The organism is Bradyrhizobium sp. 18BD, from assembly GCF_054185225.1.
Window position 1 is genome coordinate 71,781 of the sequence record NZ_JAVAYL010000023.1, and the last position, 24,627, is coordinate 96,407.

Annotated in this window: 24 protein-coding genes; 9 read left to right on the forward strand and 15 right to left on the reverse strand. The window is 65.1% G+C overall.

What is annotated here, in order from left to right:
• Positions 1 to 120: 120 nt before the first annotated feature.
• From dut to ubiE, 4 genes are read right to left on the reverse strand one after another with little or no spacing between them, the layout of a single operon-like run.
• Entirely contained in the window at positions 121 to 579 is a 459-nt protein-coding gene (gene dut / locus RAD16_RS33090) for a dUTP diphosphatase (protein ID WP_458162034.1), read from the reverse strand.
• Positions 576 to 2,024, reverse strand: coding sequence for a bifunctional phosphopantothenoylcysteine decarboxylase/phosphopantothenate--cysteine ligase CoaBC (gene coaBC, locus RAD16_RS33095; RefSeq protein ID WP_458162035.1), 1,449 nt, complete (start codon positions 2,022 to 2,024; stop codon positions 576 to 578). The genes dut and coaBC overlap by 4 nt, the downstream gene beginning before the upstream one ends.
• A 57-nt stretch (positions 2,025 to 2,081) precedes the next feature.
• Positions 2,082 to 3,656 (reverse strand): 2-polyprenylphenol 6-hydroxylase, encoded by a 1,575-nt coding sequence (gene ubiB / locus RAD16_RS33100; protein WP_458162036.1) that lies wholly within the window; start codon positions 3,654 to 3,656, stop codon positions 2,082 to 2,084.
• Positions 3,653 to 4,414, reverse strand: coding sequence for a bifunctional demethylmenaquinone methyltransferase/2-methoxy-6-polyprenyl-1,4-benzoquinol methylase UbiE (ubiE, locus tag RAD16_RS33105; RefSeq protein WP_458162037.1), 762 nt, complete (start codon positions 4,412 to 4,414; stop codon positions 3,653 to 3,655). The genes ubiB and ubiE overlap by 4 nt, the downstream gene beginning before the upstream one ends.
• 81 nt (positions 4,415 to 4,495) lie before the next feature.
• On the opposite strand from ubiE, the gene mutM reads away from it, so the two are divergent.
• Complete coding sequence (mutM, locus tag RAD16_RS33110) at positions 4,496 to 5,395, forward strand: bifunctional DNA-formamidopyrimidine glycosylase/DNA-(apurinic or apyrimidinic site) lyase (protein ID WP_458162038.1); 900 nt, start codon at positions 4,496 to 4,498, stop codon at positions 5,393 to 5,395.
• Positions 5,396 to 5,651: 256 nt separating this feature from the next.
• Here mutM and RAD16_RS33115 read toward each other — a convergent pair whose 3' ends face one another.
• Entirely contained in the window at positions 5,652 to 6,395 is a 744-nt protein-coding gene (locus RAD16_RS33115; RefSeq protein WP_458162039.1) for a nucleotide-binding protein, read from the reverse strand.
• 246 nt (positions 6,396 to 6,641) lie between these two features.
• Between RAD16_RS33115 and ggt the strand changes: the two genes are divergently transcribed.
• Positions 6,642 to 8,321, forward strand: a complete 1,680-nt coding sequence (ggt, locus tag RAD16_RS33120) for a gamma-glutamyltransferase (protein WP_458162040.1) — start codon at positions 6,642 to 6,644, stop codon at positions 8,319 to 8,321.
• A 146-nt stretch (positions 8,322 to 8,467) separates the two neighbouring features.
• Here ggt and RAD16_RS33125 read toward each other — a convergent pair whose 3' ends face one another.
• On the reverse strand, positions 8,468 to 9,829 hold the full coding sequence (locus RAD16_RS33125; protein WP_458162041.1) for a serine protease: 1,362 nt from the start codon (positions 9,827 to 9,829) through the stop codon (positions 8,468 to 8,470).
• A gap of 91 nt (positions 9,830 to 9,920) precedes the next feature.
• Here RAD16_RS33125 and RAD16_RS33130 point away from each other — a divergent pair, with 91 nt between their 5' ends.
• On the forward strand, positions 9,921 to 10,724 hold the full coding sequence (locus RAD16_RS33130) for a HesA/MoeB/ThiF family protein (protein ID WP_458162042.1): 804 nt from the start codon (positions 9,921 to 9,923) through the stop codon (positions 10,722 to 10,724).
• A 9-nt stretch (positions 10,725 to 10,733) separates the two neighbouring features.
• On the opposite strand, the gene RAD16_RS33135 is transcribed toward RAD16_RS33130, so the two are convergent.
• Positions 10,734 to 11,753, reverse strand: a complete 1,020-nt coding sequence (locus tag RAD16_RS33135) for an aldo/keto reductase (RefSeq protein WP_458162043.1) — start codon at positions 11,751 to 11,753, stop codon at positions 10,734 to 10,736.
• A gap of 117 nt (positions 11,754 to 11,870) precedes the next feature.
• On the opposite strand from RAD16_RS33135, the gene RAD16_RS33140 reads away from it, so the two are divergent.
• Positions 11,871 to 12,782 (forward strand): LysR family transcriptional regulator, encoded by a 912-nt coding sequence (locus RAD16_RS33140; protein WP_458162044.1) that lies wholly within the window; start codon positions 11,871 to 11,873, stop codon positions 12,780 to 12,782.
• A gap of 3 nt (positions 12,783 to 12,785) precedes the next feature.
• Here RAD16_RS33140 and RAD16_RS33145 read toward each other — a convergent pair whose 3' ends face one another.
• A complete protein-coding gene (locus RAD16_RS33145; protein ID WP_326903667.1) occupies positions 12,786 to 13,787 on the reverse strand; it encodes a 2-hydroxyacid dehydrogenase in 1,002 nt (333 codons plus the stop codon).
• A 319-nt stretch (positions 13,788 to 14,106) separates the two neighbouring features.
• Between RAD16_RS33145 and RAD16_RS33150 the strand changes: the two genes are divergently transcribed.
• A complete protein-coding gene (locus RAD16_RS33150) occupies positions 14,107 to 14,637 on the forward strand; it encodes an SH3 domain-containing protein (RefSeq protein ID WP_458162045.1) in 531 nt (176 codons plus the stop codon).
• 104 nt (positions 14,638 to 14,741) lie between these two features.
• Here the strand turns inward: RAD16_RS33150 and irrA are convergent, their stop codons facing one another.
• Positions 14,742 to 15,233: an iron response transcriptional regulator IrrA gene (gene irrA, locus RAD16_RS33155; RefSeq protein ID WP_438740614.1), complete on the reverse strand. Its 492-nt coding sequence runs from the start codon at positions 15,231 to 15,233 to the stop codon at positions 14,742 to 14,744.
• Between the two features lie 352 nt (positions 15,234 to 15,585).
• Here irrA and fabA point away from each other — a divergent pair, with 352 nt between their 5' ends.
• The 3 genes from fabA (at position 15,586) to fabI (ending at position 18,343) form a co-directional block, all read left to right on the forward strand.
• Positions 15,586 to 16,107, forward strand: coding sequence for a bifunctional 3-hydroxydecanoyl-ACP dehydratase/trans-2-decenoyl-ACP isomerase (gene fabA, locus RAD16_RS33160; protein ID WP_458162046.1), 522 nt, complete (start codon positions 15,586 to 15,588; stop codon positions 16,105 to 16,107).
• 41 nt (positions 16,108 to 16,148) lie between these two features.
• The gene (gene fabB / locus RAD16_RS33165; protein ID WP_458162047.1) at positions 16,149 to 17,372 is read left to right on the forward strand and encodes a beta-ketoacyl-ACP synthase I; all 1,224 of its coding nucleotides are present in this window, start codon (positions 16,149 to 16,151) and stop codon (positions 17,370 to 17,372) included.
• Positions 17,373 to 17,545: 173 nt separating this feature from the next.
• Entirely contained in the window at positions 17,546 to 18,343 is a 798-nt protein-coding gene (gene fabI / locus RAD16_RS33170; RefSeq protein WP_458162049.1) for an enoyl-ACP reductase FabI, read from the forward strand.
• Positions 18,344 to 18,454: 111 nt separating this feature from the next.
• Here the strand turns inward: fabI and RAD16_RS33175 are convergent, their stop codons facing one another.
• The 6 genes from RAD16_RS33175 to RAD16_RS33200 all read right to left on the reverse strand — a co-directional run bounded on the left by RAD16_RS33175 (position 18,455) and on the right by RAD16_RS33200 (position 22,322).
• Positions 18,455 to 19,051: a glutathione S-transferase family protein gene (locus tag RAD16_RS33175; protein WP_458162050.1), complete on the reverse strand. Its 597-nt coding sequence runs from the start codon at positions 19,049 to 19,051 to the stop codon at positions 18,455 to 18,457.
• Between the two features lie 115 nt (positions 19,052 to 19,166).
• Positions 19,167 to 19,376: a hypothetical protein gene (locus RAD16_RS33180; RefSeq protein WP_458162051.1), complete on the reverse strand. Its 210-nt coding sequence runs from the start codon at positions 19,374 to 19,376 to the stop codon at positions 19,167 to 19,169.
• Between the two features lie 160 nt (positions 19,377 to 19,536).
• Positions 19,537 to 19,977: a hypothetical protein gene (locus RAD16_RS33185; protein WP_458162052.1), complete on the reverse strand. Its 441-nt coding sequence runs from the start codon at positions 19,975 to 19,977 to the stop codon at positions 19,537 to 19,539.
• Between the two features lie 19 nt (positions 19,978 to 19,996).
• On the reverse strand, positions 19,997 to 20,635 hold the full coding sequence (locus RAD16_RS33190) for a hypothetical protein (protein ID WP_458162054.1): 639 nt from the start codon (positions 20,633 to 20,635) through the stop codon (positions 19,997 to 19,999).
• 288 nt (positions 20,636 to 20,923) lie between these two features.
• Positions 20,924 to 21,388 carry an N-acetyltransferase family protein gene (locus RAD16_RS33195; RefSeq protein WP_458162055.1) on the reverse strand — a complete coding sequence of 155 codons (465 nt, stop codon included), beginning with the start codon at positions 21,386 to 21,388 and terminating at the stop codon, positions 20,924 to 20,926.
• Between the two features lie 7 nt (positions 21,389 to 21,395).
• Positions 21,396 to 22,322 (reverse strand): LysR substrate-binding domain-containing protein, encoded by a 927-nt coding sequence (locus RAD16_RS33200; RefSeq protein WP_458162056.1) that lies wholly within the window; start codon positions 22,320 to 22,322, stop codon positions 21,396 to 21,398.
• Between the two features lie 113 nt (positions 22,323 to 22,435).
• Here RAD16_RS33200 and katG point away from each other — a divergent pair, with 113 nt between their 5' ends.
• A complete protein-coding gene (gene katG / locus RAD16_RS33205; RefSeq protein WP_458162057.1) occupies positions 22,436 to 24,595 on the forward strand; it encodes a catalase/peroxidase HPI in 2,160 nt (719 codons plus the stop codon).
• Positions 24,596 to 24,627: the final 32 nt, after the last annotated feature.

Below are 24,627 nucleotides of genomic sequence, written 5' to 3' on the forward strand. Positions count from 1 at the left end.
ACCGTGACTCCAGCGGTAAGAGTCCAGACCGTGAACGCAAAGGCGGCCCCACAAAAATGCCGGGCGCCGGGTTCCCGTCCACGTCGTTCTCAGGGATGATTCGGCTGGGATTGCCGTGTGTTAGCGCCCGGTTGAGCCGAAGCCGCCGGCGCCGCGATCGGTCGCGGACAATGTTGCTACGGGAACCAGCGCGGCCTGCACCACGGGCGCGATCACCATCTGCGCGATGCGCTCGCCGCGCTTGATCACGAAGGGCGCTGCGCCGTGGTTGATCAGGATCACCTTGATCTCGCCGCGGTAGTCGGCGTCGATCGTGCCCGGCGAGTTCAGCACGGTGACGCCGTGCTTGGCCGCAAGCCCCGAGCGCGGCCGCACCTGCGCTTCAAAGGCTGGCGGCAATGCGATCGCAAGGCCGGTCGGCACCAGCGCATATTGACCGGGTGCGAGCGTCATCGGCTCGCTGTCCGCCACCGCCGCCATCAAATCGAGACCGGCGGCTTCCGCGGTCTGATAGGCCGGCAGCGGCAGGCCTTCGGCATGGGCGAGGCGCTGCAGTTCGACGGTGACCTTCGTGCTCAAGATGCGGACTCCAGGGATTTGCCGGTCACGCTTTTTGCGACATGCGCGACCAGTTCGATGGCGACCTGTTCCTTGGTCATCACCGGCCAGGAATCAACTGTGATCTCGCCGTTGTTCTCAGCATTCTTGCTGATGAGGTGCACTGTGTTGCGGTCGCCACCCATCACGCCGGTGGCGGGCGAGACGTCGTTGGCGACAATCCAGTCGCAGCCCTTGCGGGCGAGCTTCGACTTGGCGTTGTCGATGAGATGCTCGGTCTCGGCGGCAAAGCCGATCACCAGCGGCGGGCGCTTGACGGTCAGCTTCGAGATCGTCGCGAGGATGTCGGGGTTTTCGACCAGCTGAAGCGGCGGCATACCGGCCGAGGTCTTCTTCAGCTTCTGCTCGCCTTCATTGGCGACACGCCAGTCGGCCACCGCGGCGGCAAAGATCGCGATGTCAGCGGGAAGCGCGGCCTGCACCTGCTCCAGCATCTGCCGCGCCGATTCGACGTGCTGGACGGTGACGCCGGCGGGATCGTGGAGATCGACCGGGCCGCTCACCAGGATCACCTCGGCGCCGGCAGCTTGTGCTGCGGCAGCGATGGCAAAGCCCTGCTTGCCGGAGGAGCGGTTGGCGATATAGCGCACCGGATCGATCGGCTCATGCGTGGGACCCGCGGTGATCAGCACGCGCTTGCCGGCGAGCGGGCGCGGCACCGGCGGCCGCAGCAGCCGTTCGGCGGCGGTGGCGATCTCGATCGCCTCCGACATGCGGCCGACGCCGGCTTCACCCGCCTCCGCCATCTCGCCGGAATTGGGTCCGACCAGCACCACGCCGTCGCGCTGGAGCTGCGTGACGTTGCGGCGGGTCGCGGCGTTGTTCCACATCAGCGGGTTCATCGCCGGTGCCAGCAGGATCCTGCGATTGGTCGCGAGCAGAATGGCGCTGGCGAGATCATCAGCGTGGCCGTTGGCCATCTTCGCCATCAGGTCGGCGGTCGCGGGCGCCACCACGATCAGATCGCACTCGCGGGCGAGACGGATGTGACCGGCGTCGAACTCGCTCTGGGGGTCGAACAGATCGGTGTGGACGCGCTCATGCGACAGCGCGCTCACCGCCAGCGGCGTGACGAATTGCTGCGCCGCCTTGGTCAGCACGCAGCGGACCTCGATGCGCCGCTCCTTCAGCCTGCGGATCAGGTCGAGCGACTTGTAGGCCGCGATCCCGCCGCCGATGATCAGGGTGACGCTGGCCTCGGGGACAGCGCCGGTGCGGTGATGTGTGGGGGCAGTGGATGGGCTTGGTGGCGCCGAAAACGGCGTCAGCGGCTCCTCGCGGCCCTCGATCAGGTCCCGCAGGATGACCCGGACCTCTTCCTCGACCGACCTGTGGTTTTTGGCCGAGCGCAGCCGCAGATAGTCTTTGACGGCGTCGTCGAGCTTGCGGATGGTCAGGCTTGCCATGACGCCCCTCCAGCACGGAATGATAGCGATGCTATCACCCGTGTGATTGCAGTGCAATCATAGATTCCGGACGGCGATAAGGATTCCGATGAAGGTGGCGGCGATGATCCAGAGCGCCACGGTGCGCCAGCGGTTCTTGCGGCCCTCGCTGCGCCCCATCGCGGCGATGCTCTCCGGCGACAGCTGGATGCCGTTCCGCGTCATGGCCTCGAGCTGCTCGAGCACCGTGACCGAGCGCTGCACGATGTCGGGCAGGCGCATCAGCACGCGGGCGATCTCGCCGCCACCGGCGAGCGCGCCCTGCACCCGGCCGATCGGGCCGAGATTGCGCTCGATCCATTCGCGCACCACGGGATCGGCGACCTTCCAGATGTCGAGCTTGGGATCGAAGCCGCGCGCCACGCCCTCGACCACGACCATGGTCTTCTGCAGCAGGATCAATTCGGGCCGCGTCGTCATGTCGAACAGGCCGGTGACCTCGAGCAGCAGCGTCAGCAGCCGCGCCATCGAGATCTCCTCGGCGGTGCGGTTGTGGATCGGCTCGCCGATGGCGCGGATGGCCTGCGCGAAATTCTCGACCGAGTGATGCGCGGGCACGTAGCCCGCCTCGAAATGCACCTCGGCGACCCGGCGATAGTCGCGGGTGATGAAGCCGAGCAGGATCTCGGCGAGGAAGCGCCGCTCCTTCATGCCGAGCCGGCCCATGATGCCGAAATCGACCGCGACGAGGCGGCCGGCGTCGTCGAGGAACAGATTGCCCGGATGCATGTCGGCGTGGAAGAAGCCGTCGCGCAGCGCGTGGCGCAAAAAGCTCTGGATCACCTTGCGGCCGAGATCGGGCAGATCGACCCGCGCCTCTGCCAGGCGCTTGTGGTCGTTCAGCGCGATGCCGTCGATCCACTCCATTGTCAGCACGTTGTGCGTGGTGCGGTCCCAGTCCACGGTCGGCACGCGGAAATCAGGATCGTCCTGCGTGTTCTCCGCCATCTCCGACAGCGCGGCCGCTTCCAGCCGCAGGTCCATCTCCATCGCGACCGAGCGCGACATGGTGTTGATGACTTCGACGAGCCGCAGGCGGCGCGCCTCGGCCGAATAGGCTTCGGCCTTGTGCGCGACGAAGAAGAAATCGGAGAGATCCCGGCGGAAGCGCGCGGAGACGTTAGGCCTGAGCACCTTGATCGCGACCGGCTTCCGGATGCCGTCGCGCAGCACCTCGCCGCGATGGACCTGCGCGATCGAGGCGGCGGCGACCGGTGCGCTGAAGCTGACGAACACGTCTTTCAGGGGCCGTTCCAGCGAGGTCGCGATCGCGGCTTCCGCTTCGGCCTGCGAGAACGGCGGCAGGCGATCCTGCAGGCTTTCGAGGTCGCGCGCCATGACGACGCCGACCACGTCGGGGCGCGTGGCGAGGAACTGTCCGAGCTTGAGATAGGCCGGGCCCATCCGGGTCAGCGCACGCGACAGCCGCGGGCCGTATTTAGGGCCGCGCCGTTCGATGAGGCGGGCAAGCTTCAGCGCGAGCTGGCCGGGCGGCGGCACCAGGCTCGGATCGACCGAGCCGAACACGCCCTCGCGCGCAAAGACGAACGCGGCGCGGATCAGGCGCGCAATGTGGGTGAAGGCAGAAATCACAAACGCCAGCCCGAATGCAGTGCGACGATGCCGCCCGACAAGGTCTGCCAGCTGACGCGGGAAAAGCCGGCGTCGCGGATCATGTCGGCGAAGGCATTGGGTTTCGGAAACTTGCGGATCGATTCGACGAGATACCGGTAGGACTCGGCATCGCCCGTGACCATGCGGCCGAGCGGCGGGATCACCTTGAACGAGAACAGGTCGTAGATCTTGTCGAGGCCGGGCATCTCGACGGTCGAGAATTCCAGGCACAGGAAACGGCTGCCGGGCCTGAGCACGCGATAGGCCTCGCGCAGCGCCTTGTCGATCTGCGGCACGTTGCGAATGCCGAACGCGATCGTATATGCATCGAAGCTGCGGTCGGCGAAGGCCAGCGCTTCGGCATTGCCCTCGACGAAATCGACCTGGGTATCGAGATGGCGCTTGGCGGCGCGCTCGCGGCCCACGGCCAGCATGTCGGAATTGATGTCGCAGACGGTGGCATGGAAGCCCGCGCCTGCCGCCTTGGCGGCGCGGAACGAAATGTCGCCGGTGCCGCCGGCAACGTCCAGCAACGCGAACGGCCGGTCGCTTCGGGGCGGGTCGAGCGCGGTGATCATGATGTCCTTCCAGACCCGGTGCAGGCCACCGGACATCAAATCGTTCATCAAATCATAGCGCGACGCCACGCTGTGAAACACATCGTTCACCAGCGTCTGCTTGTCGCCCAGGGGGACGTCCCTGAAGCCAAAATGCGTGGTTTCGCCCGGCCGATCCATTACTCTACTCCACGAGGCGGACCATATCCTGCCCGCCGCAATGGCGCTATCACACCGCCTTCATAAGGTGAATGCCTGACCATGCCTGAATTGCCCGAAGTCGAGACCGTCCGCCGCGGCCTTCAACCCGTCATGGAGGGGGCGAAAATCGTGGTCGCGGAGGCCCGCCGGCCGGACCTGCGCTTTCCGTTCCAGCCGGACTTCGTGGCCCGGCTCCAGGGGCAGGTCGTCACCGGGCTCGGCCGCCGTGCAAAATATCTCATGGCCGATCTCGCCTCCGGCGACGTGCTGCTGATGCATCTGGGCATGTCGGGCTCGTTCCGCGTCATCAAGCCGGACAACGAGGCTGCGCCCGCTGAGTTTCACTATCCGAAAGGCAAGGATTCCACGCACGACCACGTGCTGTTTCGAATGTCCTCGGGCGCCGACATCGTCTTCAACGATCCGCGCCGCTTCGGTTACATGAAAGTGATCGCACGCAACGCGCTCGAAGACGAACCGCTGCTGCGCGACCTCGGCCCCGAGCCGCTCGGTAACGAGTTCGACGCCGCGATGCTGGCAAGGTCCTGCGAAGGCAAGACCACGAGCCTCAAAGCGGCGCTGCTCGACCAGCGCGTGGTCGCAGGCCTCGGCAACATCTATGTTTGCGAGGCGCTGCATCGCTCGCACCTGTCGCCGCGCCGGATCGCCGCGACGCTCGCGACCAAGGGTCGCAAGGGCGTTGGCGGCGGCGAGCCGACCGATCATGCGAAACGATTGGTCAGCGCGATCCACACCGTGCTGAACGATGCCATCAAGGCCGGCGGATCGTCACTGCGCGATCATCGCCAGACCTCGGGCGAGCTCGGCTATTTCCAGCACTCGTTCAAGGTCTATGACCGCGAGGGCGAGACCTGCAACACGCCCGGCTGCGGCGGCACGGTCAAGCGCTTCACCCAGAACGGACGCTCGACGTTCTGGTGCCCGAAATGTCAGAAGTGACGTAGCGCCGTAGCCCGGATGGAGCGCAGCGAAATCCGGGGCCTTCGCGCAACGGATGCAGGTGTTCCGGATTGCGCTGCGCTCCATCCGGGCTGCGAAAGCGAAATCTCGACGTGACAGCCGCGCTGCCGCCGGAGTCACTCCGTCATTGCGAGCGCAGCGAAGCAATCCGGCCGGGCTGGTGGCCGGATTGCTTCGTCGCTGGGGCCCTTCCGGATGGTGAAGGGCCGGCTGCCGTCCGGAGCGATTGCCCCGCTCAGGACGCCAGGATCGTGGTCTCGTCGGCCGCCTGTTCGGCGGCGATGTGCAGCATGCCGTCGGCAGCCGAGATGACCTGGTCGATCAGCACATTGGTGGTGGCTTCGAGTTCGAGGCGGGTCTCGATCCAGCGCCAGAGACCGCGGATCTCGTCAGCCGATTTGCCGTTCGGCGCGAACTCGCTGACGGCGAGGCCCGCGGCGAGCGAATCCTGGTGATCGTTGCGCATCACGATCAGCGGGCGTGCCAGCACCTCAGTGAGATCGAGCGCGGCTTCCTCGGCGAGGGCGACCGCGGCATTGTCGATGCGCTGGCCGCGGATCGGCGTCTGGTTCAGCACGAAGCTGTAGGGCCGCTTCCAGGCGCGCGCGACGCTCAGCGTCGAGACGGTCGCCTCGATGTCGGCGACGCTCGGGCGGGCCGGGATCAGGCAGAGGTCGGAATGGCGGATCGCAGCGGTGGTGGCGGCGCTGAGGCCGGCCGCGGTGTCGACGATCGCGAGCTGGAGGCCGCTGTCGGCCAGCATCTTCAGGCGCGGCTCGATGTTGGCGGCCTGATAGATCGGCTCGACGACGAGGTCGTCATTGTTGCGGCGGCGCTGCCAGTTGGACAGGGTGCCCTGCGGGTCGGTTTCGATCAGGCGGACGGCGAAGCCGGCCTGCTTGGCAGCCAGCGCGAGGCCGATGGCGAGCGTGCTCTTGCCACTGCCACCCTTTTGGGTGGCCAGTACGATCGTATGCATGGGAAGTCGATTCCTTTGGAATGCCTGGGTCTTTGGGGTAACGCCACACGCGAACGTGCATCGCTTCTCGATGCTGAGCTCTTCTCGCTCAGGACGTGCCCTGCCCGGTCCAAAGGGGACCGCGGATGTCCGAATCAACAGCAACGATGATGGCAGAATCGGGAATGCCAGCCAATCCGTACCAACACTGGACCGGTCGTCGCGCGCATGATGTGCTCGCCGCCGTGAATGAGAGGGGCAAGCGGCATGAGCGGCAACTGGCGCGACCGGACGGCGACCACCTTTGAATGCCAGAAGATGCCGGCGGTCTCGAGCCGCGGCATGGTGGTGAGCAACCATCCGCTGGCCTCCAGCGCCGGCGCCGAGATGCTGGCCGCCGGCGGCAACGCCATCGACGCCGCGATCGCAACCCTGTTCACGCTGACGGTGGTCGAGCCGATGATGGTCGGCATCATCGGCGGTGGCATGGCGCATATCCGCCTCGCCGACGGCAGCCACCGCTTCATCGACGGCCAAAGCACCGTACCCGCGGCAGTGCGTGACACCACCTACACCTCGAAGCCGGGCTCGGCCCATGACGTGTTCGACACCGTCGGCAACGAGAACCTCAATGGTCCGAAAGCGGTGGCTACACCGGGTTCGCTGAAAGCCTGGTGCGAGACGCTGCGCCGGTTCGGCACCATGCCGCTGGCCGACGTCATGCAGCCCGCGATCAAGCACGCCGCCCGCGGCTATGCGGCGACGCCTTACCTGCACGAATGCATCAGCGAGAGCGCCGCCGAGATGCGCAAGGACAAGCCGATCGCGGCGATCTTCTTACCAAACGGCGAGCCGCTGAAGGTCGGCGAGCGCGTGGTGCAGGCCGAATATGCCGAGACGCTGCGCTATATCGCCGATCATGGCGAACAGGCGCTCTACGAGGGGCCACTCGGCGACATCCTCGCCGACTACCTGGAGAAGACCGGCGGCTTCATCCGCCGTAATGATCTGACGAGCTATAAGACCGTCGAGCGCCAGCCGATCCGCGCCGACTATCGCGGCTGGACCATTTTCGGCCCGCCGCCGCCTGCGGCGTCCGGCGTGCACATCGCGCAGATGCTGAACATTCTGGAGGGCTACGACATCGGCGGCCTCGGCTTCGGTACGTCAGAGACCATCCACTACCTCGCCGAAGTCCTGAAAATCGCCTTCGCTGACCGCGCCGCGGCCAGCGGCGATCCTGATTATGTCGGCGTGCCCGTGGAGAAGCTGACCTCGAAGGCCTATGCCGAGGAACGCCGCCGCGCCATCGATCCGGCGCGTGCGCAGGCTTTTGGTGCCGGCGTGACGCAGCTCGAAAGCGCGCATACCACGCACATGACCGCGGCAGACAGCTTCGGCAACGTGGTCGCGACCACGCAGACCATCAACAATCTGTTCGGCGCCAAGATCATGATCCCGGGCCTGGGCGCGATCGCCAACAATTACATGAACCTGTTCGATCCGCGTCCCGGCCACGCGCTCTCGCTCGCGCCGGGCAAGCGTGTGACGACCTCGATGTCGCCGATGATGGCGCTGCGTGACGGCAAGCTGCGCTACGCACTCGGCCTGCCCGGAGGCAAGCGCATCTTCCCGAGCGCGATGCAGGCGCTGGTCAATCTGATCGACCACGGCATGAGCCTGCAGGAGGCCGTCGAGGCGCCGCGGGTCTGGACCGAAGGCAATGCGCTCGAGGTCGAGCAGAAAGTGCCGGAGAGTGTGCGTCTGAAGCTCGCGGCGCTCGGCCACAAGGTGCAGCCGGTTGCGACGGTCGCCGGCGGCATGAACGGCATCGCGTTCAACGACGACGGCACCATGACTGGCGCCGCCTGCTGGCGCGCGGATGGTACGCCGGTCGGGATCTCGGGTGGTCTTGCGAAGAGCGGGATTCGATTTAGGCTGAGCTAGGTCTCGTGCCCCGGACGCAGCGCATCACGCAATGGTGCGCTGCTGAGCCGGGGCGCAGAAGGCCGCTAGCACGGAGCCTGAGGGTGCATGGGTCCCGGCTCTGCGCAGCAACGCTCGTGCGTTGCTGCGCGTCCGGGACACGAGAGTTATTTCCGCACGCAGATCACGCGCACGACGGCGGACTTCGCGTCGGTCGACGTACCATTCGCGGTGACGGCGTTCGCCTTCAGGAAATCGCGGACTGTTCCCGCGGAAACCATCACCGCTTGTGATGCCGGCACCGACGTCGCGGGCCCTGCGACCACCGTCGGTTTCAACAGTGCGATGCCGGCGAACTTGCCATCGCTATCGATGGCCGGGCTGCCGGAGAAGCCGACGGCGGGTGGAGGGGACAGCGCGGAATCGCTTGATGTGACCGGCGCAAGCGCGCCTTTGGCGCTCGATACGCCCGCCGCGCCGCCCTGGCTTTGCGGATCGGCGATACCGATGACATCGACACTCGCTTTCGCGGCTCCGCCGGCGAGGCTGAGTGGCTTCAATCCGCGCGCGCCGTAGATGTGCAGCAGTGCGAGATCGTGCTCCTTGTCTTCGGCGAGGCGGTCGGCGCTGCCATGGCCTGCGATGGTGATCGCGAGGCAGCTATCGGTGACGAGTCGGTCGGTGACGATCGCGCCATCGTCGCTGACGACAACGCCGGTGCCGTATTCGACGGTCTTGCGCGGCGGCGGTCCGGCTTGCGGCCCCGTTGGAAACGCATTGAACGCGCTCGACATCGCGATCACGACCGGCTCGACCGTGTTCTCGGTCGCCTGGTCGTAGAGGATCGTCATGATGCGGACCTCGTCGCCCCTAAAGGTGCCGCGCACGTAAAACTTCTTCAGGCCCTGCAATCCCGACAGCACGAAGAAATCGGGCTTCACCACGGTGTAGTCGACCTTGCGCCCCGCCGGCTCCTTCTTCTCGGCGTCCGCGAGCTTTGCTGTGGTCGGGTTCGTCTCCTTGCGGCGGCTGAGCAATATCTGCACGGTTCCGGTCGGCGAGGTCCATTTCGAGCCGTTGGCGTCGGTCACCTGCTGCGGCACCAGCTTTGAGGGAATGCCGAGCCGCGCGCCGCTGGTCATTTCGGTCACGATCCTCCAGCCGACGCCGTCCTGCTTGCGCCGCGCGATCTCGGCGAGCGCGGCGCGCTCCTGCGGATTGAGCACGCCGGTCGGCTTGCCGCCCTTGTTCTTCTGGTATTCCTTGATGGCGTTGACCATGCGCTCGCTGACGTCGCCGGTGATGGCGCCGTTATATTCGCCGACCCAGGCGAGGTCGGACTGGAGCGACAGCCGCTCGGCCAGCGCCATCGCATTGGCCGTTTCCGACGCCGTTTGCAGGGCAGGCGGCTGGATCGGCACGGTCTGGACCGTCTTCGGCTTGGTGCCCGGGACCTGCGAATTCGTCATCTGGGCGTTCGCGCCCGTGGCGGACGCCAACATCAGTGTTGCCGCAAGCATCGATCTCATGACAAATCCAGCCAGCCCATTGAACGTGCTGCCATTGAAGCACATCTCGTTGGTCGCGAACAATGTTGGGGTGGTTCAGGAGTAAGAGAAGGTGCTGAGCCCGGACGAACTCGAACGCTATGCCCGCCACATCGTGCTGCGCGATGTCGGTGGTCCCGGCCAGGCTGCGCTGAAAAAGGGCTCCGTGCTGGTGATCGGTGCCGGCGGGCTCGGCGCGCCCGCGCTGATGTATCTCGCCGCCGCCGGTATCGGCACGCTCGGCGTGGTCGATGACGACGTGGTGTCACTGTCGAACCTGCAGCGCCAAGTCATCCACACCACGCCTGACATCGGCCGGCACAAAGTCGAGAGCGCGGCGGAGCGGATCGCGGCGCTCAATCCGCATGTGCGATTCGTCGGGCACGCCACTTGGCTCAATGCCGACAATGCGCTGAGCCTGATCGGCGACTACGATCTCGTGCTCGACGGCTCCGACAATTTCTCGACGCGCTATCTGGTCTCCGACGCCTGCTTCTTCGCGAAGCGGCCGCTGATCACCGCGGCGCTCGGCACCTTCGACGGCTCGCTCACCACCATCCGAGCGCACGAGACCAACGAGAAGGGCGAGTTCAATCCGACCTACCGCTGCCTGTTTCCGGAGGCGCCGCCGCCCGGTACGGTGCCAGCCTGCGCCGAGGCCGGCGTCATGGGCGCGCTCGCCGGCGTGCTCGGCTCGATGATGGCGCTGGAAGCGATCCGCGAGATCGTCGGGTTCGGCGACGGCCTCGTCGGCCGTCTCCTGATGATCGATGCGCGCGCGATGCGCTTCGAGACGCTGCGTTACGCGCGCGATCCCGCCAATCCGCTCAATGGCGACGGGCCTGTGACCGCCGATCTCAGCGCCCATCGCAAGTGATTGCCGTCGTTACCGCGTCGCCGGCTTCTCGCTGTCGAGATGTGCCATCTGCTCGGCCGCGTAGCGCGTGCCGGCGGCAACGTTGGGCGGAAACGCCTTGGCCAGCGCTGCGAGATGAACCTGCGTCAGCGTCACCTTGGTCGCGCCGAGCGCTTCGGTGAGACGAGTGCGGGTGCGCGCTCCAACCAGCGGCACGATCGCTTGGCCGTACTCTTGGCCCTGCGCGGCGACCCAGGCGATTGCGACTTGCGCCGGCGTTGCGCCGATCTCGGTAGCGATCGCGCGCAGCTGCTCCACCAGCGCGAGATTGGCGTCGAGATTCGATCCCTGGAAGCGCGGTGTCATCAGCCGGTAGTCGCGGCCGGCCTTGCCTGAGTCCTTCGACCAATGGCCGCTGATCAGGCCGCGCGCCAGCACGCCATAAGCGGTGATGGCGATACCGAGCTCGCGGCAGGTCTTCAGGATGTCGCGCTCGATGCCGCGTTCGATCAGCGAATATTCGATCTGGAGATCGGCAATCGGATGCACCGCGTGCGCGCGACGGATGGTGTCGGAGCCGACCTCAGACAGGCCGATATGCTTGACGTAGCCGGCCCTCACCAACTCGGCGATGCCGCCGATCGTCTCCTCGATGGGAATGCTGGGATCGAGCCGCGCCGGGCGATAGACGTCGACATAGTCGGTGCCGAGCCGCTGCAGCGAAAAAGCCAGGAAGTTCTTGGTCGCTGCGGGCCTGGTGTCCATGCCGGCGAATTCGCCGGCGGGACCGCGCAGCGCGCCATACTTGACGCTGATCTGCACCTTTTCGCGCGGGACATTCTGCAGCGCTTCGCGCACCAGCAACTCGTTGTGGCCCATGGCGTAGAAGTCGCCGGTGTCGAGCAGCGTGATGCCGGCATCGAGCGCCGCATGCACCGTGGCGATGGCCTCGCCGCGGTCGGCGGGGCCGTAGACCTCGGACATGCCCATGCAGCCGAGGCCGAGGGCGGAGACGGTGGGGCCGGTTGAACCGAGTTTGCGCTGTTCCACGATGGCTTTCCTCGTAATGGGCGGCTGATGGCGCCGCGTGACGAGGCCAGATATGCGCCTGCTCCATTACCCCGATAAGCTGGACAATCCAGAATAGCTTGTTCACATTGGTGAACAATGGCCGAGCCCGACCTGCGCGATCTCGATGTTTTCGTGGCGGTTGCCCGCACCCGCAATTTTCGCCGTGCGGCGATTGAAATTCGCGTGTCCGTGTCGAGCCTTAGCCAGCGCCTGCGCGACCTGGAGGAGCGCCTCGGCGTCCGCCTGATGAACCGGACCACCCGCAGCGTCGCGCTGACCGAGGCGGGTGAGCTGCTGCTCTCACGGCTCGCCCCGGCGCTGCGCGATGTCGGCGACGCGCTGGACCAGGTGCGGGGCCTGCGCGAGGTCGCCTCGGGCCGGTTGCGCATCAACGCGCCGCCGCCGGCGGTCGATCTCGTGCTGGCGCCGATGGTCGGCCCGTTTCTTAGCGTCCATCCGCAGGTCGATCTCGACATTGTCTCCGAGAGCGGCTTCGTCGACATCGTGAGTGGGGGCTATGATGCCGGGGTGCGCTATGGCGAGCATCTCGCACAGGACATGGTGGCGATCCCGCTGAGCGGCCCGCAGCGTTACGTCGTCGTTGCTTCGCCCGATTACATCGCGCGCCGCGGCAGGCCACGCCATCCGAAGGATCTGCTCGAGCATGATTGCATCCGCCCCCGCTACTCGAGCGGCGTCATGCATGATCTCGAGTTCGAGAAGGCGGGCCAGGTCGTGAAGGTCGATCCGCCGGCAAAGCTGATCTCGACCAACATGAACCTTGCCATGCGCGCTGCGCTCGACGGCGCCGGTATCTGGGCGACGCTCGATGGCTATGTCGGCGACGCCGTGAAATCCGGCGCGCTGGTCAGCCTGATGGAAGATTGGTGCGAGCCGTTTCCGGGCCCGTTCCTGTATTACCCGAGCCGGCGCCAGACGCCGCCGGCGCTGCGCGCCTTCATCGATTTCGTCGCAGACTGGCGGAAGCGCGAAACGCGCGGCAAGTAAGCCTCAGAGCATGCTCGGCAGCACGCGATCCGGCGGCTTGTGGGCGTCGAGGAAGGTGCGGATGTTGATGATCACCTTCTCGCCCATCTCGACGCGGCCTTCGATCGTGGCCGAGCCCATATGCGGCAGCAGCGTCACCTTGCCGGCCTTGGCGAGCCGCACCAGCTTCGGGTTGACCGCGGGCTCGTGCTCGTAGACGTCGAGGCCGGCGCCGCCGATCTCGCCGCCTTCGATCAGCTTGATCAGCGTGTCTTCGTCAGTGACCTCGCCCCGCGCGGTGTTGACGATGTAGGCGTCCTTGCGGATCAGCTTCAGCCGCCGCGCCGAGAGCAAATGATAGGTCGCCGGCGTGTGCGGACAGTTCACCGAGATGATGTCCATCCGCGCCAGCATCTGGTCGAGGCTTTCCCAATAGGTGGCGCCAAGCTCCTCGGCGATCTTCGGCGCGACGGGACGGCGGTTGTGATAGTGGATCTGCAGGCCGAAGGCGCGGGCGCGGCGCGCCACCGCCTGACCGATGCGGCCCATGCCGATGATGCCGAGGCGCTTGCCGCCGATGCGGTGGCCGAGCATCCAGGTCGGCGACCAGCCGGGCCAGGGTTTTCCTTCGGTCAGGATCGAGGCGCCTTCGATCATCCGGCGCGGCACGGCCAGGATCAGTGCCATGGTCATGTCGGCGGTGTCTTCGGTCAGCACCTTCGGCGTGTTGGTGACGGTGATGCCGCGGGCATGCGCGGCCTCGACGTCGATATTGTCGACGCCGTTGCCGAAATTGGCGATCAGGCGGAGCTTGCACTCGGGCTGATTGACGATGTCGGCGGTGATGTGGTCGGTGACCGTCGGAACCAGCACGTCGGCGGTGCGCGCGGCTTCCGCGAGCTGATCGGCCGACATCGGTGTGTCCTCGAGATTGATCCGCGCGTCGAACAGCTCGCGCATCCGCGTCTCGATCGAATCCGGCAGCTTGCGCGTCACGACGACGAGGGGCTTTTTCTTCACCGACATGTCCTGCTCTCATGAAGCGTCGCAGGCCGCCTCTGTCGCCAAAGGCGGGCTGTTCAGGCCTCATTAACCCGGTTGTTCGACACTGCCCGTGCCGTGTCGTCCCCGGCGTTTCCTTCAAGCTCCCCGACATTTCCACCCGGAAAATCGGGGCAAACTGGTTGTTCTCGTGCTCGTCCTCTCTAGCAGAAGGCAGGGCCAAGACAAGAACCACGGGCCAGGCTTGCGGAACACCCGCGTGGGGCGGGTCAGGGACCGATATGGCAGGGTTTTGCAATTTGGGGTGAGGACCCGGTTGGGGTCCTCGACAGGAGACGGGTTGATGGCGTTGGGGCGTTTTTGTTCGGTGATGGCGCTCGTTTGCACCTGGTTGAGCGCCTCGGTCAGCCCCGGGCACTCGGCCAAGGACACCACCCCCCAGAGCGCGAGCGGCTTGCCCGTGCCGCGCTACGTCAGCCTCAAGTCGGATCACGTCAACGTCCGCGCCGGTCCCACCAAGGACAATGACGTGGCCTGGGTCTACACTCGCGCCGGCCTGCCGGTCGAAATCACCGCCGAGTTCGAGAACTGGCGCCGGGTGCGCGATTCCGAGGGCGCCGAAGGCTGGGTCTATCACTCGCTGCTGTCGGGCCGCCGCACTGCGGTCGTCACGATGAAGCACAAGGACGATCTCGCGCCGATCTACGACCGTGCCGATCCCGACAGCGCGGTTGCGGCCAGGCTCCAGGCCGGTGTCGTCACGACGGTCAAGAAGTGCACGGCAAACTGGTGCCGCGTCACCGGCAACGGCTTTGACGGCTGGATCCAGCAGGAACGCCTCTGGGGCGTCTACTCGGACGAGCAGGTCAATTGACGGCCTGAAACGACAATGGCCGGGACATAGGCGAGCGCAAGCGACGCCGTCCTTCGGACGGCTATGCCCGGCCATGACGGCAAATTCAGCAGCTTGGATCGATCTCAGCGCTTCTTGCGCAGGCGCACGACCATGTCGATGCGAGCGATCTCGTAACCCTCCGGCACCTCCGGCATCTTGGACAGCGCCAGATGCGGGTCCTCGATGTCGACCAGCTCGTGGCTGTTCTCGAGGTAGTAGTGGTGGTGGGTGGTGACATTGGTGTCGAAATAGGTCTTGGTGCCGTCGACGCTGACCTGACGCAGCAGGCCGGCATCGGTGAGCTGGTTCAGCGTGTTGTAGACGGTCGCCAGAGACACCGGAACCTTGGCGAGCGTGGCTTCCTCATAGAGCATTTCAGCCGTGAGGTGGCGCGCACCCTTGCCGAACAGGAGCCAGCCCAGCGCCATCCGCTGACGCGTCGGACGGAGCCCGGCGGACTGGAGCATTTCGTTGACGTCGTGCCAGGGGCAGCCCGTCAGGGCCGGCTGGCGGCCGGACAGAAGGGCCGCGGTATGGACGTCGTCGTCGTGATGGGGCGCGGTATTCTCGCTCATTTCCAGATTTCGGGCACGCGTGAACAATATCTCCCATCAATATAAGAACAGAAAGATGCAGATGCAAGTTTCTCGCAACTAGAGAGGTTCTAATCAGCTCTGGAACCGGGGCGAGAAGCCCGTCATTTTACCTTCATGAGAGCGCTTTGCCACCGAAATAGCCTGTGTTAGAGAGCCCGCGGTTCCGCTTAGCCGATTTTGGCGCAGCCGGGCATGGAGGCTCGTCTGCAGTCCATCCGGGGCTTGCGGGAGTTGCGCCTGACAATGGCAATTGGCGCTGCTCTCCGACCGGGACGGGGCCCATTTTCGCCAAAGAACGCCGCTCAATCGGCATTTGAACAGAGGCACGTGCATGCTGAACAGGCGCAACGGTTACGAATACGAAGATCTGCTGGCATGTGCCCGCGGCGAGATGTTCGGTCCGGGCAATGCCCAGCTGCCGCTGCCGCCGATGCTCATGTTCGACCGCATCACGGAAATCAGCGACAATGGCGGCGAGTTCGGCAAGGGCGTGGTGCGCGCCGAGCTCGACGTGAAGCCGGACCTCTGGTTCTTCGGCTGCCACTTCAAGAACGATCCGGTGATGCCCGGCTGCCTCGGCCTCGACGCGCTGTGGCAAATGGTCGGCTTTTATCTGGGCTGGACCGGGGGCGAAGGTCGCGGCCGCGCGCTCGGCTTGAACGAATTAAAGTTCAGCGGCCAGGTGCTGCCCGAGGCCCGCAAGGTTGTGTACAACGTCGATATCAAACGCGTGATGCGTTCAAAGCTCGTGCTCGGCATCGCCGATGGGTGGCTTTCGGTCGATGACCAGATTATTTATCGCGCGAAGGATCTGAAGGTCGGCCTGTTCAAGCAGGGCACGAGCCTGGGCTAAGGCGCATCACCAAGAATGACAACGATTTAGGCGAGGCTGTCATGAGGCGGGTTGTGGTCACCGGGATGGGCATCGTCTCGTCCATCGGAAACAACACCCAGGAGGTGCTTGCGAGCCTTCACGAGGCGAAGTCGGGCATTTCGCGGGCTGAGAAATATGCCGAGCTCGGCTTCCGTTCGCAGGTGCAAGGTGCGCCGACGCTCGATCCCTCGACGGTCGTCGACCGCCGCGCGATGCGTTTCCTCGGCCAGGGCGCCGCGTGGAATCACGTCGCGATGGAGCAGGCGATCCAGGATTCCGGCCTGAGCCCTGAGGAAGTTTCCAACATCCGCACCGGCATCATCATGGGCTCCGGCGGCCCCTCGGCGCGCACCATCGTCGAATCCGCCGACATTACCCGCACCAAGGGACCGAAGCGCGTCGGACCGTTTGCGGTGCCGAAGGCGATGTCCTCCACGGCCTCCGCGACGCTCGCGACCTGGTTCAAGATCAAGGGCGTGAACTATTCGATCTCCTCGGCCTGCGCGACCTCGAACCACTGCGTCGGCAACGCCTATGAGACGATCCAGATCGGCAAGCAGGACGTCGTCTTCGCCGGCGGCTGCGAGGAGCTGGACTGGTCGCTGTCGGTGCTGTTCGACGCGATGGGCGCGATGTCCTCGAAGTACAACGACACGCCCGCCACCGCCTCGCGTCCCTACGACGTCAACCGCGACGGCTTCGTCATTGCCGGCGGCGCCGGTGTGCTGGTGCTGGAAGAGCTCGAGCATGCCAAGGCGCGCGGCGCGCGCATCTACGGCGAGATCGTCGGCTACGGCGCGACGTCGGACGGCTACGACATGGTCGCGCCGTCGGGTGAAGGCGCCGAGCGCTGCATGCGCATGGCGTTGTCGACGGTGAAGACCAAGGTCGACTACATCAATCCGCACGCGACCTCGACGCCGGCCGGCGACCCGCCGGAGATCGACGCGCTCCGTCGCGTGTTCGGACGCGGCGAGAAGTGCCCGCCGATCTCGGCGACCAAGGCGCTGACCGGCCATTCGCTCGGTGCGACCGGCGTGCAGGAGGCGATCTACTCGCTGCTGATGATGAACAACGGCTTCATCTGCGAAAGCGCGCACATCCAGGAGCTCGATCCTGTCTTCGCCGACATGCCGATCGTGCGCAAGCGCATCGACAACGTCAAAATCGGCACCGTGCTGTCGAACTCGTTCGGCTTCGGCGGCACCAACGCCACGCTGGTGTTCAGCCGGCTGGATGCGTGACGTCTTTGCGGACGCATAGGTGATTTCTCGTCATGGCCGGGCTTGTCCCGGCCATCCACGTCTTGGCCTCTGGTTTCGAAGGGCGTGGATGCCCGGGACGTAGGCGAGCGAAGCGACGCCGTTCTTCGAACGGCTATGCCCGGGCATGACGAAAACGGAAAGCGATCGGTAGGATGCAGGATTTGATGAAAGGCAAGCGCGGTCTGATTATGGGCATCGCCAATGATCATTCGATCGCCTGGGGCATGGCGAGGACACTGCATGCCCAAGGTGCCGAGCTTGCCTTCACCTTCCAGGGCGACGCCCTCGGCAAGCGCGTCAAGCCGCTGGCGGAATCGCTCGGTGTCGATCTGGTGCTGCCTTGCGACGTCGAGGACATTGCCAGCGTCGACGCCACGTTCGACGTCCTGCGCGAAAAATGGGGCAAGCTCGACTTCGTCATCCACGCGATCGGCTTTGCCGACAAGAACGAGCTGAAGGGCCGTTACGCCGACACCAGCCGCGAGAATTTTTCGCGCACCATGGTGATTTCCTGCTTCTCCTTCACGGAGGTCGCCAAGCGTGCCGCCGAGCTGATGACCGAAGGCGGCAGCATGATCACGCTGACCTTCGGCGCCTCCGAGCGCGCGATGCCGAACTACAACGTGATGGGCGTGGCCAAGGCGGCGCTGGAAGCCTCTGTGCGCTATCTCGCCTCCGATTTCGGACCGCGCGGCATCCGCGTCAACGCGATCTCCGCCGGTCCCATCCGTACACTCGCCGGATCCGGCATCGGCGAGGCGCGCGCGATGTTCGCCTACATGCAAAAACATTCGCCGCTCCGCCGCGGCGTCACGCTCGACGAGCTCGGCGGCTCGGCGCTGTATCTGCTGTCGGATCTCTCCGGCGGCGTGACCGGGGAGATTCACTATGTCGATTCCGGCTACAACATCGTCCTGATGCCGAGGCCTGACGACCTGAAGGCGGAATAGGCGACGGCGCCGTAGGGTGGGCAAAGCGGAGCGTGCCCACCATCTCTCAATAATCGCGACCGAGTGGTGGGCACGGCGCGTTGCGCCTTTGTCCACCCGACGAGAGCGGCCTCACCCCGCCGCAATCTTCTCGGCGCGCTGGAATGCCGGCCGCGCCATGCAGCGCGTGATATAGGCATCGAAGGCCGGGCGCGACGGCACCATCTTGAACAGGCGCACCGCAAAGTTCAGGCCCGAGCCGACGGTGATGTCGGCGGCCGAAAATTCCTCGCCGAGGATCCACGGACCCTTCTCGAGCGCGGCTTCCAGCACGTCGAACACCTGCGTCGCACTGCCCCAGGCCGCGGTCGAGCTCGGCACCTCGATCTTGGTGAAGATCTGGATGATCGCGGGCTCGATACAGCTCGGCGAGAAGAACAGCCATTGCAGATAGCGCGCGCGTCGCGGATCGGTTACGGCAGGCGCCAGCTTCGTCTCGGGATAGCGGTCGGCGACATAGGCGCAGATCGCGGCGGCTTCGCCGAGCGCAGCATCGCCGTCGCTGAGTGCCGGCACCTTGCCCATCGGATTGACCTTCAAGAAGTCCGGCGCCTTCTGCGCGCCGGTCGAGATGTCGGTCAGCACGCGCTCATAGGGCAGGCCGCTCTCCTCCATCAGCCAGAGCGTCGAGAACGAGCGCGAGCGGGGCGACCAATAGAGCTTGATCATGGCGGGAACCTTTCACCGGCGGACTGCCAACAGCGCGCAATTCATGGCGCGTTTGCGGTGCGTTCGCAACGCACCACGCCTAGAGCGAAGGGCCGTTCTGCGAGCGATATCTTGGTCAACGCGACGAAGGCGATGTCGCACGTTGCAACAGAGCCGGAAGCGTCTTGTCGAGGCTCTTGATGAGCATCGTTCGCACGCCGTCGCGCAGCACCGTATTTTTGACCACTTCCGCCGGCTTTTCGGGAAACATCGCAGCATCCAACTGCATCGAGGGGCCGCCGAGAAAATTGTGCGTCATGCGCTCGATATAGGTATCCTCGGTCATCAAGGCCGGCGCCTCCTTGATCAGCTCGAAAGTCCGGCCGTCATAGATCCGAATGAGCATCATGGCGAAGAGATGCACGGCCCCGCCATAGGGGTATTGTGAGATGCCGATACCGTATTCCCGGTGCGTTCCGCCGTGCCGGTGGACGACGATGTAGCGATCACAGCGGATCTTTGGCGCTAGAAAATTGAACAAAGCCCTTCACGTCGGCTTCGGCCCGATAGAACCATGGATTCTGCTTCTGTCGGCCCCCGGACCTGAGTTCCTCCAGCGTGTAGGGAATCCTGCGTACGGAAATGCCGGGTGCAGAGGCACGAACGCGGGAGACGACAAGGTCGTCGAGCGCCCACGCCGCGACCGAAGTGCGCGTGTACTTGTCGAGAAACTTTAGGGGACCGAATTTCTCGACCGTGAACAGGTCGCCTGCGATCGGAATCACGCCGATCTGACAAGGGCCCGCTTCTGCGGGCGCACGTGGAGCGACAGCCGGCTTCTTCGCGGCCGGTCTGACCGCCTCCGGTCTTGGCGCAGGCTGCACATGTCCGCCGCTCGGGGATAGCAGCACATATGAGACCATTGCGATAACGGCGAGAATATTCATTGTCGCACGCCAACGCGTCTCATTGCGCAAAATACGGCGGCAGAATCTTGTCCAGCCGTTTCGTCAGAAAGTCACGGGTGGTATCGCGCAAGACGGTGTTGTTGGCAGCGTCCGCCGCCGTCTCCGGGAAGGTGGACTTGTCCACTTTCCGCAGGAATTCATTGTCGACGAAGTTGTCGGCCAGATGCTTCATGACACCCTCGAATGTCACGGCGGGCCCCTTCCTGATCTCGAACGTCTGGCCGTCGACCACGATCACGCCGACATAGACGAAGACATAGGCGTAAGAGATCATGCCGACGCCCCGGCTGAAGATGCCGACGCCGTTGAGAGACTGATTGGTCCCGTCCAGCTGTCCTTCGCTGCGCATGACAACGACATAGCGTTCGCAACCGGCATTGCCTGCGATCTCCCGGACCAGGTTCGACAGCTCTTCGCGCTGGTTGCGAAACAGGCCGCCCGTCGGGTGATAATAGGAATCGAAGGCGCTCTTGCTGTAGGGGATCCGTCGCACCGGTGTCGTCCCGGCGGCCGCACGGACCCGCGCAAAAGTGAGGTCGTCGAGACCCCATGACACCGGCACTTCCGCGTAATCGTTCCCGAACACAGTGAGGCCGATCTTCTGGACGACGAAAAGGTCCTGCGTCGCCGCGATCACGCCAATGCCGCATGGGCCGGTGCTTGCGGGCTCCGCGGGCTTGGCTGCGGTCTTCGGCTTCGTCGTTGGTTTCTTGGCAGCCGGTTTTGCCTGTGGTGGGGACTGAGCCGCTGGAGTCGTGGTTGCAGGCGGAGCTTGCGCCGCTGCTGGAGCCAGGAAAGACAGCAGGACGAGCACTGAGGCAGCAGATCGAAACATGGATTCCAGGGGATCAGAAGCAGGAGATCATCGAAGGTCCACACTAGGTGGGGATGGTGACAACCACAAGCTGCGCCCGAAAGTCGCCGTCTATCCGAAGGGCGGCTGCCGCTTCCACCGGTAGCATTTCATCATGAAGCCGGTCGCCGGATTCACCACCTCGGTCTCGAACACAAAACCCTCGCGCTCGTACCAGCGCCAGGCCTTCTCGTTCTCGCGCACACAGCGCAGTTCGATCTCGTCGGGTAATTGCGTGCGCGTGAAGGCGAGCAATTGCCGGCCGAGCGACTGCCCCTGATAGGCGGGCGCGACGAAGAGCATGTCGAGATAGCGCTTCGGCAGATGCAGCGCCAGCATGGCGGCGATGGTGCCGTTGTCATCGGCAACGTAGAGAGTCCAGCCGTCCTCGATCTCGCGCCTAATACGCGCGCGCAAATTCGCCAGCAGGAAGTTGCTCGCCTCGGCAAGCCCGGTCGACACCCAGCTCTCCATCCAGATGCGGGCGATCTCGTCATACTCGTCCGGGCGGGAGAGGCGGATGATGGGTTGCGGCATCGAATCGTCAGGCCCGCTGGCTGCGCACGGACTGCCGTGCGCGCACCTTGCCGGCCGACAGGCACACCACCTCGGAAATCTGCAGCAGCTGCCGTGCCAGCGGGCTGGTCTTGCGCCAGACCATGCCGATGGTGCGCGAGGGCTCGGGGTCGCGGAAGCGCGTCAACGAAACCGAGGCCGATCGCGTCTCCACCGCCACCGCCATCTCGGGGATCAAGGTGACGCCGATGCCGGCGCTGACCATCTGCACCAGCGTCGACAGCGAGTTCGCATCCAGCATCTCGCGCGGCGGCGCCGACTGCATGTTGCAGAACGACAGCGCCTGATCGCGGAAGCAGTGGCCCTCCTCGAGCAGCAGCAGCCGCATCTCCCGCATCATCTCCCGCGACGGGGCCGGCGTTCCCTCGTCGGCGCCGGGCCGCACCAGCAGGAATTTTTCCTCGAACAGGGCGACCTCGGTGAGCGAGGGCTCCGACACCGGCAGCGCGACGATGGCGGTGTCGAGCCGGCCCTCGACCAGCTCCTGGATCAGCCGTGGCGTCATCGTCTCGCGCACGCGGATGTCGAGCTCCGGGTGCATGCGGGTGAGATTCTTGGTGATCTTGGGCAGCAGGTATGGCGCGATCGTCGGGATCATGCCGATGCGCAGGCGGCCGGCGAAGCGATCCTGCGAGGCCCGGGCGAAATCGCCGAGCTCGTCGACGGAGCGCAGGATGTCGCGGACGCGCTGGGCGAGTTCCTCGCCGAACCGGGTCAGCGTCACCTGCCGCGCGCTGCGTTCCAGCAGCAGGCCACCGAGCGTCCCCTCCAGTTCCTTGATCTGCATCGACAGCGCCGGTTGCGAGATCGAACAGGATTCAGCCGCGCGGCCAAAATGACCATGGCGCGCCAGCGCATCGAAGTACCGGAGCTGGCGCAGCGTCAGATTGATCATAAGAAAATCCTATCGCAGCGATCATTAAAGTCAACTTCACCTGATAGGACGCGGCGCTTAGAGTGGCTCTACCTGGTCAAAGGCGCCGTCGGACGCCACCAGAGGAGGTAATCATGGACGACACTTCGAAGTGCCCGTTTTCGGGCGGAAAACCCACGCGCGTGAACCGCGACTGGTGGCCCACCCAGCTCAGCATCGAGATGCTGCACAAGAATTCCGACCTGTCCGATCCGATGGGCAAGGAATTCGACTACGCCAAGGAATTCAAGACGCTCGACCTGAACGCGGTCGTCAAGGATCTCACCGCTCTGATGACGGATTCGCAGGAGTGGTGGCCCGCCGATTTCGGTCACTACGGCGGCCTCATGATCCGCATGGCCTGGCACAGCGCGGGCACCTATCGCATCACGGACGGCCGCGGTGGCGCCGGCGCCGGTCAGCAGCGTTTCGCGCCGCTCAACAGCTGGCCCGACAACGCCAATCTCGACAAGGCACGCCGCCTGCTCTGGCCGATCAAGCAGAAATACGGCCGCAAGATCTCCTGGGCCGATTTGATGGTGCTCGCCGGCAACGTCGCCTTGGAGTCGATGGGCTTCAAGACCTTCGGTTTCGCCGGCGGCCGCGCCGACGTCTGGGAGCCGGAAGAGCTCTATTGGGGTCCGGAAGGCACCTGGCTCGGTGACGAGCGCTACAGCGGTGAGCGCCAGCTCGCCGAGCCGCTCGGCGCGGTGCAGATGGGCCTCATCTACGTCAACCCGGAAGGCCCGAACGGCAAGCCCGATCCGATCGCGGCGGCCAAGGACATCCGCGAGACCTTCTTCCGCATGGCAATGAACGACGAGGAAACCGTCGCGCTGATCGCCGGCGGCCACACCTTCGGCAAGACCCACGGCGCGGGCGATCCGTCGCTGGTCGGACCGGAGCCGGAAGCGGGCGCGCTGGAAGATCAGGGCCTCGGCTGGAAGAGCAAGCACGCATCGGGCCTCGCCGGTGATTCCATCACCAGCGGTCTCGAGGTGACCTGGACGACGACGCCGACCAAGTGGAGCAACAACTTCTTCGAGAACCTGTTCAAGTACGAATGGGAGCTGACGAAGAGCCCGGGCGGTGCGAACCAGTGGACGGCCAAGGGCGCCGACGCGATCATTCCTGATGCCTTCGACAAGTCCAAGAAGCATCGGCCGACCATGCTGACGACCGACCTCTCGCTGCGCCTCGACCCGGCCTATGAGAAGATCTCGCGTCGCTTCCTGGAGAACCCGGATCAGTTCGCGGACGCCTTTGCCCGCGCCTGGTTCAAGCTCACCCATCGCGACATGGGCCCGATCCAGCGCTATCTCGGCCCGTTGGTGCCGAAGGAGACGTTGATCTGGCAGGATCCGATCCCGGCCGTGAACCACGAGCTGGCCAGCGACCAGGACATCGCTGCGCTGAAGACGAAGATCCTGGCCTCGGGTCTTTCGGTCTCCGAGCTGGTCTCGACCGCCTGGGCGTCGGCCTCGACGTTCCGCGGCTCGGACAAGCGCGGCGGCGCCAACGGTGCGCGCATCCGTCTTGCCCCGCAGAAGGATTGGGAGGTGAACCAGCCGGCCCAGCTCTCGAAGGTGCTCGGCAAGCTCGAAGCGATCCAGAAGGAGTTCAACACCGGTGCGAAGAAGGTCTCGCTCGCGGACCTGATCGTGCTCGGCGGCACTGCCGCGGTCGAGAAGGCCGCGAAGGATGCCGGCGTCGACGTGAAGGTCGGCTTCACGCCGGGCCGCATGGACGCCTCGCAGGAGCAGACCGACGCCGCCTCCTTCGCGCCGCTGGAGCCGCGGGCCGATGGCTTCCGCAACTACATCAGCAAGAAGCAGCAGTTCCTGCAGCAGGAGGAGGCGCTCATCGATCGCGCGCAGCTTCTGAAGCTCACGGGACCTGAGCTGACCGTGCTGGTCGGCGGCCTGCGCGTGCTCGGTGCCAATGCGAACGGGTCGAAGCACGGCGTGCTCACCGCGAAGGTGGGAACGCTCTCCAACGACTTCTTCGTCAACCTGCTCGACATGAGCGCGCAGTGGACGCCGGTGGCCGACGGCACCTACGAGGCACGCGACCGCAAGACCAATGCGGTGAAGTGGACCGGCACCCGTGCCGATCTCATCTTCGGCGCGCACTCGCAGCTCCGCGCCTTCGCCGAGGTCTATGCGACCTCGGACTCCAAGGAGAAGTTCGTGAAGGACTTCGCCAAGGCCTGGACCAAGGTGATGAACCTCGACCGGTTCGACCTCACGGCTTGAGAGTATGTTGCACCTCTCCTGCTTGCGGGAGA

What these genes read in the sequence shown, in the direction of transcription:
- coaBC (WP_458162035.1), bottom strand. Translation starts at nt 2,024, where the DNA reads ATGGCAAGCCTGACCATCCGCAAGCTCGACGACGCCGTCAAAGACTAT.
- ubiE (WP_458162037.1), bottom strand. Translation starts at nt 4,414, where the DNA reads ATGGATCGGCCGGGCGAAACCACGCATTTTGGCTTCAGGGACGTCCCC.
- mutM (WP_458162038.1), top strand. Translation starts at nt 4,496, where the DNA reads ATGCCTGAATTGCCCGAAGTCGAGACCGTCCGCCGCGGCCTTCAACCC.
- RAD16_RS33115 (WP_458162039.1), bottom strand. Translation starts at nt 6,395, where the DNA reads ATGCATACGATCGTACTGGCCACCCAAAAGGGTGGCAGTGGCAAGAGC.
- ggt (WP_458162040.1), top strand. Translation starts at nt 6,642, where the DNA reads ATGAGCGGCAACTGGCGCGACCGGACGGCGACCACCTTTGAATGCCAG.
- RAD16_RS33125 (WP_458162041.1), bottom strand. Translation starts at nt 9,829, where the DNA reads ATGAGATCGATGCTTGCGGCAACACTGATGTTGGCGTCCGCCACGGGC.
- RAD16_RS33140 (WP_458162044.1), top strand. Translation starts at nt 11,871, where the DNA reads ATGGCCGAGCCCGACCTGCGCGATCTCGATGTTTTCGTGGCGGTTGCC.
- RAD16_RS33145 (WP_326903667.1), bottom strand. Translation starts at nt 13,787, where the DNA reads ATGTCGGTGAAGAAAAAGCCCCTCGTCGTCGTGACGCGCAAGCTGCCG.
- RAD16_RS33150 (WP_458162045.1), top strand. Translation starts at nt 14,107, where the DNA reads ATGGCGTTGGGGCGTTTTTGTTCGGTGATGGCGCTCGTTTGCACCTGG.
- irrA (WP_438740614.1), bottom strand. Translation starts at nt 15,233, where the DNA reads ATGAGCGAGAATACCGCGCCCCATCACGACGACGACGTCCATACCGCG.
- fabA (WP_458162046.1), top strand. Translation starts at nt 15,586, where the DNA reads ATGCTGAACAGGCGCAACGGTTACGAATACGAAGATCTGCTGGCATGT.
- fabB (WP_458162047.1), top strand. Translation starts at nt 16,149, where the DNA reads ATGAGGCGGGTTGTGGTCACCGGGATGGGCATCGTCTCGTCCATCGGA.
- fabI (WP_458162049.1), top strand. Translation starts at nt 17,546, where the DNA reads ATGCAGGATTTGATGAAAGGCAAGCGCGGTCTGATTATGGGCATCGCC.
- RAD16_RS33175 (WP_458162050.1), bottom strand. Translation starts at nt 19,051, where the DNA reads ATGATCAAGCTCTATTGGTCGCCCCGCTCGCGCTCGTTCTCGACGCTC.
- RAD16_RS33180 (WP_458162051.1), bottom strand. Translation starts at nt 19,376, where the DNA reads ATGACCGAGGATACCTATATCGAGCGCATGACGCACAATTTTCTCGGC.
- RAD16_RS33185 (WP_458162052.1), bottom strand. Translation starts at nt 19,977, where the DNA reads ATGAATATTCTCGCCGTTATCGCAATGGTCTCATATGTGCTGCTATCC.
- RAD16_RS33195 (WP_458162055.1), bottom strand. Translation starts at nt 21,388, where the DNA reads ATGCCGCAACCCATCATCCGCCTCTCCCGCCCGGACGAGTATGACGAG.
- RAD16_RS33200 (WP_458162056.1), bottom strand. Translation starts at nt 22,322, where the DNA reads ATGATCAATCTGACGCTGCGCCAGCTCCGGTACTTCGATGCGCTGGCG.
- katG (WP_458162057.1), top strand. Translation starts at nt 22,436, where the DNA reads ATGGACGACACTTCGAAGTGCCCGTTTTCGGGCGGAAAACCCACGCGC.